The organism is Gordonia malaquae, from assembly GCF_037148075.1.
In the GTDB taxonomy this organism is placed as follows: domain Bacteria; phylum Actinomycetota; class Actinomycetes; order Mycobacteriales; family Mycobacteriaceae; genus Gordonia; species Gordonia malaquae.
On sequence record NZ_JBBCUB010000002.1, the window covers coordinates 110,974 to 125,796 of the forward strand.

At 66.9% G+C, this 14,823-nt stretch carries 13 protein-coding genes; 9 read left to right on the forward strand and 4 right to left on the reverse strand.

The window, feature by feature from the left end:
• Positions 1-6 precede the first annotated feature (6 nt).
• The 4 genes from WFK36_RS07525 (at position 7) to WFK36_RS07540 (ending at position 3,201) form a co-directional block, all read left to right on the forward strand.
• Entirely contained in the window at positions 7-900 is an 894-nt protein-coding gene (locus WFK36_RS07525; protein ID WP_336791172.1) for a crotonase/enoyl-CoA hydratase family protein, read from the forward strand.
• Between the two features lie 44 nt (positions 901-944).
• Positions 945-1,439 carry a M15 family metallopeptidase gene (locus tag WFK36_RS07530; RefSeq protein ID WP_336791174.1) on the forward strand — a complete coding sequence of 165 codons (495 nt, stop codon included), beginning with the start codon at positions 945-947 and terminating at the stop codon, positions 1,437-1,439.
• 74 nt (positions 1,440-1,513) lie between these two features.
• Positions 1,514-2,218, forward strand: coding sequence for a hypothetical protein (locus WFK36_RS07535; RefSeq protein WP_336791176.1), 705 nt, complete (start codon positions 1,514-1,516; stop codon positions 2,216-2,218).
• A gap of 2 nt (positions 2,219-2,220) precedes the next feature.
• Positions 2,221-3,201: a glutathione S-transferase family protein gene (locus WFK36_RS07540; RefSeq protein WP_336791178.1), complete on the forward strand. Its 981-nt coding sequence runs from the start codon at positions 2,221-2,223 to the stop codon at positions 3,199-3,201.
• Between the two features lie 377 nt (positions 3,202-3,578).
• On the opposite strand, the gene WFK36_RS07545 is transcribed toward WFK36_RS07540, so the two are convergent.
• Positions 3,579-5,030, reverse strand: a complete 1,452-nt coding sequence (locus WFK36_RS07545) for an MFS transporter (protein WP_336791180.1) — start codon at positions 5,028-5,030, stop codon at positions 3,579-3,581.
• Positions 5,031-5,157: 127 nt separating this feature from the next.
• On the opposite strand from WFK36_RS07545, the gene WFK36_RS07550 reads away from it, so the two are divergent.
• The gene (locus WFK36_RS07550; protein WP_336791905.1) at positions 5,158-5,637 is read left to right on the forward strand and encodes a MarR family winged helix-turn-helix transcriptional regulator; all 480 of its coding nucleotides are present in this window, start codon (positions 5,158-5,160) and stop codon (positions 5,635-5,637) included.
• Here WFK36_RS07550 and WFK36_RS07555 read toward each other — a convergent pair.
• Positions 5,607-7,196, reverse strand: a complete 1,590-nt coding sequence (locus tag WFK36_RS07555) for a 2-isopropylmalate synthase (RefSeq protein ID WP_336791182.1) — start codon at positions 7,194-7,196, stop codon at positions 5,607-5,609. The genes WFK36_RS07550 and WFK36_RS07555 overlap by 31 nt on opposite strands.
• A 158-nt stretch (positions 7,197-7,354) precedes the next feature.
• Here WFK36_RS07555 and WFK36_RS07560 point away from each other — a divergent pair, with 158 nt between their 5' ends.
• Together WFK36_RS07560 and WFK36_RS07565 are read left to right on the forward strand one after the other, a co-directional pair.
• Positions 7,355-8,026, forward strand: coding sequence for a FadR/GntR family transcriptional regulator (locus WFK36_RS07560; protein WP_040519357.1), 672 nt, complete (start codon positions 7,355-7,357; stop codon positions 8,024-8,026).
• Positions 8,023-8,847 carry an ABC transporter ATP-binding protein gene (locus WFK36_RS07565; RefSeq protein ID WP_336791185.1) on the forward strand — a complete coding sequence of 275 codons (825 nt, stop codon included), beginning with the start codon at positions 8,023-8,025 and terminating at the stop codon, positions 8,845-8,847. Before WFK36_RS07560 ends, WFK36_RS07565 begins: the two co-directional genes overlap by 4 nt.
• Here the strand turns inward: WFK36_RS07565 and WFK36_RS07570 are convergent.
• A complete protein-coding gene (locus WFK36_RS07570; RefSeq protein WP_336791187.1) occupies positions 8,825-9,844 on the reverse strand; it encodes a zinc-dependent alcohol dehydrogenase family protein in 1,020 nt (339 codons plus the stop codon). The two genes, WFK36_RS07565 and WFK36_RS07570, sit on opposite strands and share 23 nt — an antisense overlap.
• 118 nt (positions 9,845-9,962) lie before the next feature.
• Here WFK36_RS07570 and WFK36_RS07575 point away from each other — a divergent pair, with 118 nt between their 5' ends.
• On the forward strand, positions 9,963-11,222 hold the full coding sequence (locus WFK36_RS07575) for an MFS transporter (RefSeq protein WP_336791906.1): 1,260 nt from the start codon (positions 9,963-9,965) through the stop codon (positions 11,220-11,222).
• Here WFK36_RS07575 and WFK36_RS07580 read toward each other — a convergent pair.
• Positions 11,168-12,355: a CaiB/BaiF CoA transferase family protein gene (locus tag WFK36_RS07580; RefSeq protein ID WP_336791188.1), complete on the reverse strand. Its 1,188-nt coding sequence runs from the start codon at positions 12,353-12,355 to the stop codon at positions 11,168-11,170. The two genes, WFK36_RS07575 and WFK36_RS07580, sit on opposite strands and share 55 nt — an antisense overlap.
• Positions 12,356-12,420: 65 nt before the next feature.
• Between WFK36_RS07580 and WFK36_RS07585 the strand changes: the two genes are divergently transcribed.
• Entirely contained in the window at positions 12,421-14,820 is a 2,400-nt protein-coding gene (locus WFK36_RS07585) for a Tex family protein (RefSeq protein WP_336791190.1), read from the forward strand.
• Positions 14,821-14,823: the final 3 nt, after the last annotated feature.

Consider the following 14,823-nt stretch of genomic DNA (forward strand, 5'->3'; position numbering starts at 1 on the left):
CCACTCATGGAATTCACGACGATCAGGCACGACCTCGAGGACGGCGTCCTCACTGTTCATCTGAGCCGCCCGGACAACCTGAACGCGTTCACCGTCGAGATGGCGAACGAACTCGAGTACACGTTCACGTCCGTGAACACCGACGACTCGGTGCGTGCGGTGATCGTGACCGGCGAGGGTCGGGCGTTCTGCGCGGGCATGGACCTGGCGAGCGACGGAAACGTGTTCGGTCTCGACGAGTCGGCCACGCCGATGCTCGAGGACATGGTCGACCTCGACGATCCGTCGCTCGAGCAGATCCGGGACACCGGCGGTCGCGTGACCCTCGCGATTCACGCCTGCCGAAAGCCTGTCATCGCGGCGATCAACGGCGCTGCCGTGGGGATCGGTGCGACGATGACGCTCCCCATGGACGCGCGACTGGTGTCGACGAAGGGCCGCATCGGGTTCGTGTTCGGCAGGCTCGGCATCGTGCCGGAAGCGTGTTCGACATGGTTTCTGCCGCGCATCGTGGGGATGCCCGCGGCGCTCGACCTCGTGTATCGTGCGGACATCCTCGATGCGACGGCGGCGAAGGACGTCGGGCTGGTGCAGAGTGTGCACGAACCCGATGACCTGCTTCCCCAAGCGCGAGCCCTCGCCGATGCGTGGACCAAGGGGCGTTCGCCGGTGTCGGTCGCGTTCATTCGCCAGATGATGCTCCGCAATTCCGCGGCACCGGACCCGGTGGACGCGCACCGCGTGGATTCCCTCGCGATGTTCTACACGAGCATCGCGGACGGCGGCGAGGGCGTTCGCGCGTTCGTGGAGAAGCGCTCGCCCGCCTTCACGTCACGCGCGTCGCAGATGCCGCCGTTCTACGCCGAATGGACCGGCGACGACGCGACGTCGCACACCTGACCGGGGTCTTCTCCGGTCGGCCGAGCCGTGGGTACCCTCGATTGATGATGACATCTCGGATCCTCGTAGCCGTGGCGGTGCTCATCGGACTGGGGGCGGCGCTGCCGGCGACGGCAGCGGCCGCACCGGCCGCGAAGGTCCTGGGCGTCCGGCTCGCGCCGGACACTGCCGGATTGACGCCGCAGCTCGCGATCGCCTACACCGTCGCACAATCGGACGCCCAGCGGGCCGGGGTCGGGATGCACATCACGTCCGGCAAGCGGTCGTGGGCCGAGCAGACCCGGATGTGGCGCGACGGCGTCCGCCGCTACGGCAGCGCCGCAGAAGCGAGCCGGTGGGTGCTTCCGCCGTCGCGATCAACACACGTGACTGGTCGCGCGATCGATGTGGGGGCGCGTCGGGGAGCCGCGTGGCTCGAACGGTACGGGTTCCGGTACGGACTGTGTCGAACGTTCGACAACGAGTGGTGGCATTTTGAGCTCACCACCATGCCGGGAGCGCGGTGCGGACCTCGCGTTCCGGACGCGAGTCGACGCTGACGGGGTTGCGAGTGACTCATTCGAGCGACAACGCGAGGTAGGCGATTCACTCGCTGATGCGGCACGATGTAACCGTGTCCGAGAACGTGGTTTCCGAAGAAGTGACGCCGGATCAGAGCCTGGTCGACAAGGTCGACGCTGTGCATGCCGGTGACCGGTCAGAGGGGAAAGTCAGTGAGGTCGTCCAGGTGAGCACTCCTGTCGAGACCACGGATGACGGCCGTGCATACCTGACGTACGAGCAGTTCGGGCGACGCTTCTTCGAAGTGGCGGTGACAGAAGCGCGCATCGGAGCCGCGTTCACCGCGATCGCCGGAGAAGAGTTCCAGGTGGGCCCGATCGCCGCGGGCCCCGGCGGTGTGGTCAAAGTCCAAGCCAACGTGAAGATCGACGAGCCGGAGATCACGCGACAGGTGGCCGACACGATCACCTTCACCGTGAAGCTCCCGCTCTCCATCGGACTGGTCATCGATCTGAAGGTCGACCGCATCCGGTACGACGTCGACGGTCTGGTCACGTTGCCGCTCGCCGTCCGGTGCGCCGAACCACTGCAACTGCGCATCGAGGTGGAGACGCCACACCCGCGAGACGTGTTCGTCGATGTCGCGTCGCACAACATCCGCGGATCGATCATCCGCTATCTGGCGCAGGTCGACGACGAGATCCGGCGTGTGATCGCGCGCTTCGTCGCCGACGAGGTCGACAAGCCCGAGGTTCAGAAGGCGCGACTCATCGACGTCGACGTCGAACTCGGCCGAGCATTCGAAGGGATGGCATAGGAATGGCAGATCAGGGCACGTACGTCGAGGCGAACCAGCCGTACGAGCGCGACACCCGCTACATCGAGACCCGCATCACCCGGGACGGCGCCGACGGGTACCCGGTCGAGGCCGGTCGCTACCGTCTTGTCGTCTCGTATGCCTGCCCGTGGGCGAATCGCGCGATCATCGTCCGCCGTCTCCTCGGCCTGGAGGATGCGATCAGCATGGGCGTGTGTGGACCGACGCACGACAGTCGGTCGTGGACGTTCGACCTCGACCCGGGACACCTCGATCCGGTGCTGCAGATCCCGCGGCTGCAGGACGCCTACTTCGCCCGTGTCCCCGGCTACGAGAAGGGCATCACGGTGCCCGCGATCGTCGACGTTCCGTCGGGAGCTGTCGTCACGAACAACTTTCCGCAGATCACCATCGACTTCTCGCTCGAGTGGACCGACTTCCATCGGGCGGGAGCGCCGGACCTGTACCCCGAGGATCTCCGGGTCGAGATCGACGACGTGAACAAGCTCGTGTACCGCGACGTCAACAACGGCGTCTACCGGTGCGGCTTCGCGGGTTCGCAGGAGTCGTATGACGCCGCCTACGATCAGCTGTTCTCCCGGCTGGACTGGCTCAGCGATCGGCTGAAGACTCAGCGCTACCTCGTCGGCGACACCATCACCGAGGCCGATGTCCGTCTCTTCACCACGCTCGCCCGGTTCGATCCGGTGTACCACGGCCATTTCAAATGCAACCGCGAGAAGCTGTCGGAGATGCCGGTGCTGTGGGCCTACGCGCGAGACCTGTTCCAGACACCGGGCTTCGGCGACTCGACGAACTTCGACCACATCAAGTCGCACTACTACGAGGTGCATCGCGACATCAATCCCTCCGGCATCGTGCCGAAGGGCCCCGATCTCGCGAACTGGGCCGAGCCGCACGGTCGCGAAGCGCTCGGCGGTTCGCCCTTCGGCCGCGGCACCGCTCCGGCCCCGCTGGTCTAGCCGCTTCAACTGCCTAACGCGGCGTTCGACGACAAACGCTGCGCTCCTCGACGCAAACCGACGCTTCAACGACAAACGCGGCCTCCTGAAGGCCGCGTTTGTCAGCGAGGGTCGCGGTGGCCTGAACGCGCGCTTCGTGATCGGCTCAATGGCGCTTTGAGCAGAGGGAACGTGCGAACATGTGCCCGCTCTGGCACCCGCCGTCGTCCTGGCGTTCTTTGAGGAAGCCCCGGAAGGAGTGGACGTGTCACACAGAAGACCGGCCCACACCGCCGCGACCTTCATTGACAAACGCGGCCTTCAGGAAGGCCGCGTTTGTCATTGAAGCGTCGATCTGTCGAGAAGTGCAGCGTTCGTCAGTGAATGCCGCGACGGCCTCAGACGAGCGCTTCGTCCTTGACTGGAACGTCGTCCTGCTTCAGTTTCTTGACGGCGGGGATGGCGAGGGTGATGGCGACGCCGACGAACGCTGCGATCGCACCGATCAGGAAGCACCACTTGAACGCGTCGTTCGTCGGGACCTCCTTGACGCCCAGCGTGAACGTCGAGCTCGTCAGGATCACGGCCATCACCGCCGACGACAGGGTGGTGCCGATGGAGCGCATGAGGCCATTGAGGCCGACGGCCGCACCCATCTCGGTCATCGGGACGGCACCCATGATCAGGGTCGGCATGGCGGCGTAGCCGATGCCGACACCCGCCGAGCCGATCACGGAGGCGACCGCCAGCTGCCACGGTGCGTCCATCAGGAAGTATGCGCAGAGGTAGCCGACGCCGAGGACGGTCGCGCCGACCGCAAGCGTCACCTTGGCGCCGAACTTGTTCATCATCGACGCCGACACCGGTGCGAACACCAGCATCATCAGGCCGCCGGGAGCCATCCACAGGCCGGCATGCAGGATCGACTGCCCCATGCCGCCCGCGGCTTCGGGGAGTTCCATCAGCATCGGCATCACAACTGCTTGGGCCATCATGCCGAAGCCGACGGCGATCGCGGCCAGGTTCGTCAGGAGCACGGCCGGTCGGGCGGTGGTCCGCAGGTCGACGAGCTGATTGGACTGACGCAGTTCAAAAGCGCCCCAGATGAGCAGGACAGCGATGCCGCCGAGCAGGAATCCGAGGGTCTTGCCCGAGCCCCATCCCCAGTCGTTGCCCTTCGATATGGCGACGAGCGCGCTCGAGAGACCGATCGTCAGGCCGATCGCCCCGATGCCGTCGAAGCGGCCGCCGATGGCGTCGTCGATGTGCGGGACGACGAACTGGACGAGGAGCGCAACGACCACGGCGAGGCCCGCGGCGACCCAGAACAGGGCGTGCCAGTCGAGGTCCTGCGCGATCCACGCCGACAGCGGGAGTCCGATCGCTCCGCCGACGCCGAGGGTTGCGCTCATCGCCGACACCGCCACAGCGGTGAGTCGCGGGGGAGTGACCTCACGCATCAGACTGATGCCGACGGGGACGAAGCCCATGGCGAGGCCCTGCACGGCGCGTCCGGCGATCATCGGGACCAACGAGGTCGACAACGCGCAGATCAGTGAGCCGACGATCAGGAGGATCGCGCTCGCGAGGAGCACTCGCTGCTTGCCGAACATGTCGCCGAGGCGGCCCGCGATCGGCATCGCGACGGCTGCCGCCAGCAGCGTCGCCGTGATGATCCATGAGGCGTTGCCGATGCTTGTGCTCAGCAAAGTCGGAAGTTCGGGCTGGATCGGGATGATCAGCGTCTGCATGAGTGACGCCACGAGCCCGCCGAAGCAGAGCACTGCGACGACGACGAGTGCCGAGCGGTTCTGCTCCGGCGACTCGTCAGGTGCGGTGTCGAGTGACATGGGTGTCCTTCTCTGTGGATCTGAGGGATACATCGAATAGACTATGCACGGTACATATGCATGATGCACATTCAAAATCGGGCATGTGGCATACTCGGCTGCGACATTCGCGGAGAACGAGGTGGAGATGGCCGACGAGGGGGCATGCGTGTTGTCGGAGGATGACGACTCGATCTGGTCGTCGCCGGTGTACCGCGGCCTTGTGGAAGAACTGCTGCGCATGCGCAAGCGGAGGTCCGACGAACACAACGGCGCGATTCTCGACGGCTCCGCGTTCAGCATTCTCTGGCAGCTGAACGAGGGGCCTGGGCGTACGCTCCGCGAACTGACCGATGCGCTCGAGCTCGAACAGTCGACGGTGAACCGCCAGGTGAACGCCGCGATCAAACGCGGCTACGTCGAACGGTACGAGGTCGAAGGTCAGGTCAGTCGATTGCATCGGCCCACAGAGGAAGGGCGCCGGGCGTTCGAGCACGACGGCCTCCTCCGCGCACAGCGACTCGACCGAGTGTTCTCCGACCTCGCACCGGGCACACCGGAGGGTCTGCTCGCTCAATTGAAGGCGTTCAACGACGCCTACGACCGCAGGCTCGCGTCCGACGGCTGATGCTCGCGCGCCATCACCTCGGCTGCGGCGGTCGCTGACGTCACTGCCGACTCGACGGTGTCGCCGACGCCCATCGCCCATCGAGCGCCGGCGCCCGCCGTCCACTCGACGAGTACGACGTTGAGGGTCTGGCCGTCGACGGTCGCGGTCCTGATGTGCCGTTCGACGACGCTGACGGATCTGCCGTCGGCGTCGGCGGTCCGCGCGTAGGTCGCGAGAAACAGCGTCCACAGCTCGGAGGCGGTCACCTCCGCGCCCGACCCGTCGGTATGCCGCTGCACGGCGGCGGCGAAATCGATCTCGAGGCGACGAGGCAGGGTCAGACCTGCGGCCGACTCGATGAGATATCCGATCCCGCCCTTGCCGGACTGCGAGTTCACGCGGATCACCGCGTCGTATGAGCGGCCGATGTCTGCGGGGTCGATGGGCAGATACGGCACTGCCCACGCTGCGTCGGATTCGGCCACGCCTCGTCGGGCGGCGTCGCGACTGTGCGCCACGAAACCCTTTCGGATCGCGTCCTGGTGGGTGCCGCTGAACGCCGTGTGCACCAGATCGCCGACGTACGGGTGGCGCGGATGGATTTCGATGCCGTTCGCGCGCTCGACCACGCGCCGGATGCGGTCGATGTCGGAGAAGTCGATCATCGGGTCCACACCTTGTGCGTGCAGGTTGAGGGCCAAGGTGGCTATGTCGACGTTGCCGGTCCGTTCGCCGTTGCCGAAGATGCAGCCCTCCACGCGTTGGGCGCCCGCCAGCACCGCGAGTTCGGCGCATGCGACGCCGGTGCCACGGTCGTTGTGCGGATGCACAGACAGGATCAACGACTCGCGACGGCCCAGGTTGTGGTGCATGTATTCGATCTGGTCGGCGTACACGTTCGGCGTGGCGACCTCGACGGTCGCCGGGAGATTCAGAATCACGGGCCGGTCGGGACTCGCATCCCACAGCGTGGTCATCGTGTCGCAGATGTCGAGCACCACGTCGGGTTCGGTCACGTTGAACACCTCGGGGGAGAACTCGAAGCGGACGTTGTCGGCGTCGCCGGCGAACTCCAACACGTCCTCGCCGCCGCTCGTGATCAGCCGCTTCAGGTCGTCCACGTCGCGCTGCAGGACCACATCGCGCCACACCGGTGCGGTGGCGGTGTACATGTGGATCACGACGTCTGTCGTGATGCCGGCGACGGACTGCATCGTCCGCTCGATCAGATCGCGGCGTGCAGGTGTGAAGACGACGATCGTCACGTCGTCGGGAATCAGTCGCCGGTCGGCGAGCAGCCGGACGAAGTCGAAGTCGGTGGCCGACGCAGACGGGTATCCGACCTCGATCTCCTTGTAGCCGATGGAGACCATCAACTCGAAGAACTCCCGCTTGCGCGCCGGATCCATCGGTTCGGGCAGTGCTTGATTGCCGTCGCGGAGATCGACCGGAACCCACAGGGGCGCCTCGGTGATGCGATTCGACGGCCAGATCCGGTCGACGAGAGGAACGTCGACGCGGGCGAAGACGTCGCGATAACGGTGGGACGGCATGGGGGACGGTTGCTGGCGATTCATTGTGTGAGCTTTCTTCCTCGAGACCCTCAGACCGGCGAGTGCATCCCACGGAGAGTCGCCGGTCTGGGATCAGGACTCGCCGTGGCAGAGAAGGAGGAGAAGGCTCGAACGCATGGCTAGAATGTAGCAGAAGTTGTCAGACAAGTAGAGGTGCTTTTGTGACGCAAAGGGTGACGAGAACGCCGTTGGCCGACCAGGCGGCCGCGCTTCTCCTGGATCGAGTCCGTGGTGGGGAGTGGGCACTCGGAGCGAAACTCCCTGGTGAGAACACTCTCGCGGGTCAACTGGGAGTCGGGCGATCCACGGTCCGAGAGGCGATCAGGCAACTGGCCGGCCGAGGTGTCCTCATCAGCAGGCAGGGCTCCGGAGTGTTTGTTGCGGCACTCGACGCCGCAGAGGACCGAGCTGAGGTCATGCGCCGCGCGTCGATCGTCGCGGTGATCGAAGCGCGTGTCGCGATCGAGGCGGAGGCGGCCGCGCTCGCAGCGGAACGCCGTACTCCGGCGCAGATGAGGGAGATTCGCAGAGCCCTTGCTGCGCGCGCCGTCGCCGTTCACGACGCTGCCGCGCATGTCGACGCCGATCTGGCATTCCACCGTGCCGTCGTCGTGGCAGCCGGGAACCCCGTCTTGACCGACTTGTACGACCTGTCGACGCCCCGCATGAGGGAGGCGATGATCGACATGCTGGCGATGGTGGGCCGCTTCGGCTCGGACGCCGACCATGCCGCGCACTCCGACCTCGCCGACGCCGTCGCCGACCGTCGGGGCCACGACGCCGCCCGCGCCAGCCGAGACCACCTGACCGCCTTGAAGGAGGCCCTGTCATGACCTCAGCAGTCCCCGACACGAAGGCAGACGACGTTCTCGTGCTCTCCCAGGTCACGTTCCGCCGGGACGGCAGGGAGATCCTGCACGGCATCGACCTGACGGTCCGTGCGGGGGAGCATTGGGCGCTGCTCGGTCCGAACGGTGCGGGCAAGACCACGATCGTCGGGTTCTGCGCAGCGCAGACCCACCCGACGACCGGGACTGTCGATGTCCTCGGCAAGCGCCTGGGTCGCGTCGACATGCAGGAACTCCGCCGACACATCGGCCACGTGAACCCGCGTCATCCGTTGCGTTCGCCGTTGAGTGTCGTCGACGTGGTGCTCACGGGGATCACCGGAACCATCGACACGCCGATGCGATGGACGCCCACCGCCGAGCAGATCGACCACGCTCACGCGCTGATCGATGACGTCGGACTCGGTGATCGGCGCACGAGCACGTGGCCGACGATGTCGCAGGGCGAACGCGGCAGAGCGCTGGTGGCGCGTGCGCTCGCAAGCGATCCGGAGCTGCTGCTGCTGGATGAGCCCACGACCGGGCTGGACGTCGCCGCGCGCGAACAACTGCTCGAGACGATCGACGGATTGGCTGTCACAGCGCCGAACGTCGCGTCGATCCTGGTGACCCATCATCTGGAGGAGCTGCCCGAGTCGACGAGCCATGCGCTGGTGATCGCGCACGGCGCTCAGGTGGCCTCCGGCAGCGTGAACGACGTCGTGACCAGTGAGATCATCAGCCGGGCGTTCGAGCATCCGATCACGGTCGGCCACGACGCAGGCCGCTGGTCCGCGCGTGCAGTCAGGGCTCGAGAAGCACCTTGATCGCGGTTCGCTGATCCATCGCACGGTAACCTTCGGCCGCCTGCTCCAGCGGAAGCGTCAGGTCGAACACCTTGCCCGGATCGATGGTGCGTCGTGCGATGCGGTCCAGCAGGTCGGGCAGGAAACGGCGGACCGGAGCCGGGCCGCCGTGCAGATGAACAGTGGAGTAGAACAGTTTGTCTCCGGGCAGCTCCACGCCGTGGGAGACGCCGACGTAGCCGACGTGGCCGCCGGGTCGGGTCGATCGGATCGCCTGCATCATCGACTCCTGCGTGCCGACCGCCTCGATCACCGAGTGCGCACCGAGCCCGTTGGTGAGTTCCTTGATCGCCGAGACTCCGTCGCGCCCACGCTCGGCGACGATGTCTGTCGCGCCGAACTGGCGAGCGAGTTCCTGACGATCGGCGTGGCGGCTCATGGCGATGATCCGCTCCGCGCCGAGCTCCCGCGCTGCGAGCACACCGAGCAGGCCGACGGCGCCGTCGCCGACCACGGCCACGGTCGAACCTGGTTTCACGTCGGCCGCCACGGCCGCGAACCATCCGGTGCCCAGCACGTCGGACGCTGCGAGATACGCGGGGATGAGGTCGGTGTCCGGGGCCTCGGCGGTGGCCACGAGCGTGCCGTCGGCGAGCGGGATCCGCGCGTACTCGGACTGTGTCCCGATGCCGCCCATGCCGTGGACCTGCACGCACCTGGACTGATAGCCGGCCTGACAGATCTCGCACGTGTTGTCCGACGCCATGAAGGAGCCGACCACGAAGTCGCCCGGTTTCACCGTGGTGACCGCCGAGCCGACCTCTTCGACGTAGCCGACGTACTCGTGGCCCATCGGTGCGTCGTGCACGTCGTTGGCGCCGCGATACGGCCACAGGTCCGAACCGCAGATGCACGTCGCTGCGACTTTGATGATCGCGTCCGTCGGTTCGACGATCACCGGATCGGGTCGGTCGACGACGGACACCTGGCCGGGGGCATTCATGATCACTCCACGCATGGATTCCACACTAGTGACTCCACTGTCCCGCCGCCCGCGGGAATAGATCGCCCGCGGGCGAGGTTGCACGAGCTTGGACCATGAGGAGAGTGCAGGCGTGAGACGCGGGAGTTCGACGATGTTCGCCTCCCTCTCCGTACCCAATTTCCGGACATACGTCACCGGAGCGTTCGTGTCCAACATCGGGACGTGGGTCCAGCGCGTCGCGCAGGACTGGCTGGTTCTTCAACTCTCGAACGGCTCGGCGGTCGCTGTCGGCATCACGACTGCGCTGCAGTTCCTGCCGGCTCTGCTGCTGTCGCCCGTCGGAGGTCTCCTCGCCGATCGCTTCGACAAGCGCAGGCTGCTCATGGCCACCCAGTCGTGGATGGCGGTCTCCGCCCTGATCCTGGGGGCGCTCGCCATCGCCGGGGACGCGACCACCGTGCACGTGTACGTGTTGGCGTTCGTGTTCGGCATCGGCTCCGCGCTCGACGTCCCGGCGCGGCAGGCGTTCGTCTCCGAGATGGTCGGCGCGGACCGGCTCACCAACGCGATCGGCCTCAACAGTTCCGCGTTCAACGCGGCGCGCCTCATCGGGCCGGGGATCGCCGGACTCGTCATCGCAGCCTTCGGCAGCGGGTGGGCGATCCTCACCAACGGTGTCAGTTACATCGCGTTCCTGCTGGCGCTTGTGATCCTCGATGAATCGAAACTTGTCCGAAGTGAACCTATTCCACGAGCGAAAGGCCAGGTCCGGGAGGGCTTCAGATACGTCGCCCGACGTGCCGACCTGCTGATCGCGTTGGGGGTCGGTTTTGCGGTCGGCACCTTCGGCATGAACTTTCAGATGACCAACGCCCTGATGGTCCGCAACGAGTTCGGGCTTGGAGCCCAGACCTATGGTGTGCTCGGTTCCGTCCTCGGCATCGGATCGCTGCTCGGCGCGTTGCTCGCGGCCCGTCGGAAGGCCGCGCCGAGTCTGAAGTTCGTCGTGATCTCGTCGCTGGTGTTCGCGCTGCTCATCGGACTGTCGGGGGCTGCGCCCACGTACCTCCTGTACGCGATCAGCCTGCCGCTCGTCGGCTTGTCCGCATTGATCACGCTCACGTCCACCAACATGTACGTGCAGACCAGCGTCGAACCGCAGGTCCGGGGTCGGGTGATGGCCCTCTACATAACGGTCCTGATGGGCGGTACGCCGATCGGTTCGCCACTCCTCGGGCTCCTCGCTGAATGGCTCGGCCCCCGTGCACCCCTGATCGGCGGCGCGTTGGTCCAGGCGAGCATGATCGTCGCCGTCGTCGTTCTGGTTCGGCGGTTCGGCCCGGCGGCGAGAGCCGATCAGACGCCGACGACGCCGGAGGAGACCCACTCCGCGGACAGCGCGGCGGGATAGCCGAGTTCGTCGAGCAGTGCGCGCGTGTGCTGTCCGAGAGCGGGCACGTCGCCCATCGCGAGTTCGACGTCGGCGAAGCCCATCGGAGGCAGCAGCGCTTGGACCGGCCCGACGGGTGTGCCGATCGTGCGCCAGCGGTCGCGTTCGGCGAGCTGCGGATGATTCACCAGCCCGGCGACATCGTTGACGACGGCTGACGGAACACCCGCGGCCTCGAGCCGCGCCGCGAGGTCGGCCCCCGCGAAGCGGATGGTCTCGGCAGCCACTGCGGAATCGCACTCCACTCGGTGGGCCACGCGGTCGGTGTTGGTGACGAAGCGGGGATCGTCAGCGACGTCGGGACGGCCGAACACGCCGTTCATCAACGTCTGCCATCCGCGATCGTTCTGCACCCCGATCAGGAGTCGACCGTCCGCCGTCGGGAATGAGTCGTACGGGACGATCGCCGCGTGCCCCAGTCCGTGCCGCTGCGTCTGTCGTCCGGTGTGCATCTGGATGTACATCGGGTGCCCGATCCATTCGGCTGTCGCGTCGAACATCGAGACGTCGACGACACCGCCTCGGCCGGTTCTGGATCGCCGGAACAAGGCGGCGAGAATCGACTGCGCGAGGTAGAGACCTGCCGCGATGTCGGATGCGGGCACCCCGGTCTTCGCGGGCTCGGCAGGACTGCCGGTCAGCGACACCAGTCCGGTCTCGGCCTGGATGAGCAGGTCGTACGCCTTCCGGTCCCGGTACGGACCTGATGTGCCGTATCCGCTGATGCTCGCGGTGATCAGGGCGGGATCGGCAGTCGCGAGCTCGGCGGGGTCGAGTCCGAGCCGCGCCGCCGCTCCCGGCGCCGAGTTCTGAACGAAGACATCGGCGCGGGCGACGAGTTCCCGGGCGATCGCCAGACCCTCGTCCGACTTGAGGTCGACGGCGATCGACTCCTTGCCTCGATTGAGCCACACGAAATGACTCGCCAGGCCGTCGACAGCCGTGTCGTAGTTGCGTGCGAAGTCGCCCTCGCCGACACGTTCGATCTTGATCACGCGGGCGCCCAGGTCGGCGAGATGACGCGTCGCGAGGGGAGCGGCGACCGCCTGCTCCAGCGAGACCACGGTGATGCCCTCGAGGGGGAGTTCCGACATGCCGCCCACGTTAACGGTTCCTGCGGGTTCGCCGGGTCGAGGACGCCTTCGGTAGCCTGCTCCGGGTGAGCAACACTGTGCCCGTCGAGTCCGTGAACGCCCGAATCGCCCGTGAACTCGGCGTAGCCGAGGGGCGCGTGGCCGCCGCCGTCGCGTTGTTGGACGATGGTTCGACCGTTCCCTTCATCGCCCGCTACCGCAAGGAAGCGACCGGGAGCCTGGACGACGCGCAGCTCCGACTGCTCGACGAACGTCTCCGTTACCTGCGTGAACTCGATGAACGGCGCTCTGCCGTCATCGCCTCGATCGAGGAGCAGGGCAAGATGACCGACGTGCTTCGAGCACAACTGCTCGCCGCCGACACGAAGGCGCGTGTCGAGGACATCTATCTGCCCTACAAGCAGAAGCGTCGGACCAAGGCGCAGATCGCCCGTGAGGCGGGGCTCGAACCGCTCGCCGACGCACTGCTGGCCGATCCTTCGCTCATTCCGGATGAGGCGGCCGCGGCGTACCTCACCGACGACGTCGCCGATGTCGCGGCAGCACTCGACGGTGCGCGGCACATCCTCATCGAGCGGGCCTCCGAGGACGCCGAACTCGTCGGCGCGGTCCGCACACGATTCTGGTCGGAGGGCCGCCTGCGAACCGAGGTCCGCACGGGTGCAGAAGCGACCCCCGCCGCGCAGAAGTTCCGCGACTACTTCGACTTCTCCGAATCACTCGACGACATGCCGTCGCACCGAGTGCTCGCCGTGCTGCGCGGTGAGAAGGAGGAGGCGCTGTCGTTGACGTTCGACGGCGGCGAGGACGAGGCCTACCAGGCCCTCGTCGCCCAGACACTCGGCGTCGACCTCTCGACGCCCGGCGGAGCCACCACCTGGCTTGCGGGCACCGTGCGGTGGGCGTGGCGCACCAAGCTGATGATCACCGCGACCATCGAAGCCCGCATGCGGCTGCGACAGCGCGCAGAGGAGGAGGCCGTTGCGGTCTTCGCGACCAATCTGAAGGACCTGCTGCTCGCCGCGCCCGCGGGCACCCGCGCAACACTCGGCCTCGACCCGGGCTTCCGCACCGGAGTCAAGGTCGCCGTCGTCGACGCCACCGGCAAGGTCGTGGACACCACAGCGGTGTTTCCGCACCAGCCGCAGAAGCAGTGGGACCGAGCGAAGGCCGAACTCGCGGCGCTCGTCCTCCGGCACGACGTCGAACTGATCGCCATCGGCAACGGCACCGCGTCGCGCGAGACCGACGCCCTCGCCGCCGAACTCATCGCCGAGATCACCGCGGGCGGCGGCAAGGCGCCGGCGAAAGCCGTGGTCAGCGAGGCAGGCGCGTCGGTGTACTCGGCGTCGGAGTATGCGTCGCAGGAGCTGCCACAGCTGGATGTCTCGATTCGAGGGGCTGTCTCGATCGCTCGGCGCCTGCAGGACCCGCTCGCCGAACTGGTGAAGATCGATCCCAAATCCATCGGCGTCGGGCAGTACCAGCACGATGTCGCACCGGCCACGCTCGCTCGGAGCCTGGACGCTGTCGTCGAAGACGCGGTGAACGCTGTCGGAGTCGACCTGAACACCGCCTCGGCGCCGCTCCTCGCGCGGGTGTCGGGTGTCACGCCGGGGCTGGCGACCGCGATCGTCGCCCATCGTGATCAGGTGGGTGCATTCGCGAGCCGGAAGTCGCTGCTCGACGTTCCGCGCCTCGGGCCGAAGGCGTTCGAGCAGTGCGCAGGCTTCCTTCGCATCCGCGGCGGCGTCGATCCGCTCGACGCGTCCGGCGTGCACCCGGAGTCGTACCCGGTGGTCCACAAGATCCTCGACGGGGCCGGTCGTCCGCTCGACGAGATCATCGGCGACACCCGCACGCTGCGCGCCCTCAAGCCGGAGTCGTTCGCCGACGAGCGGTTCGGCGTCCCGACCGTCACCGACATCATCGCGGAACTGGAGAAGCCCGGTCGTGACCCGCGCCCGGCCTTCGAGACCGCGACGTTCGCCAGCGGAGTGGAGAAGGTGTCGGATCTGCGGCCCGGCATGGTCCTGGAGGGTGTCGTCACCAACGTCGCCGCATTCGGTGCATTCATCGACGTCGGCGTTCACCAGGACGGCCTGGTCCACGTGTCGGCGATGTCGGACAAGTTCGTCTCCGATCCGCACGATGTGGTCCGGTCCGGCCAGGTGGTCCGTGTGAAGGTCATGGAGGTCGACGTCGATCGGCAGCGCATCGGGCTGTCGTTGCGTCTCAACGACGAGCCGGGCGACAAGGGAGCCCGAGCTGACGGCCGCGGAGGCCGGCCACGCGGTGAGCAGAACAACCCCGGGGCCGGTCGCGGCGGACAGAATCGTGGCCAGCGGAACGGCGGCGCTCAGAAGGGCGGAGGTCAGCGGAACGGCGGTCAGCGCGGCGGCGGTCAGCGTGATGCGAGCGGTTCGATGGCACAGGCACTGCGGGACGCGGGATTCGGTCGCTGAGGG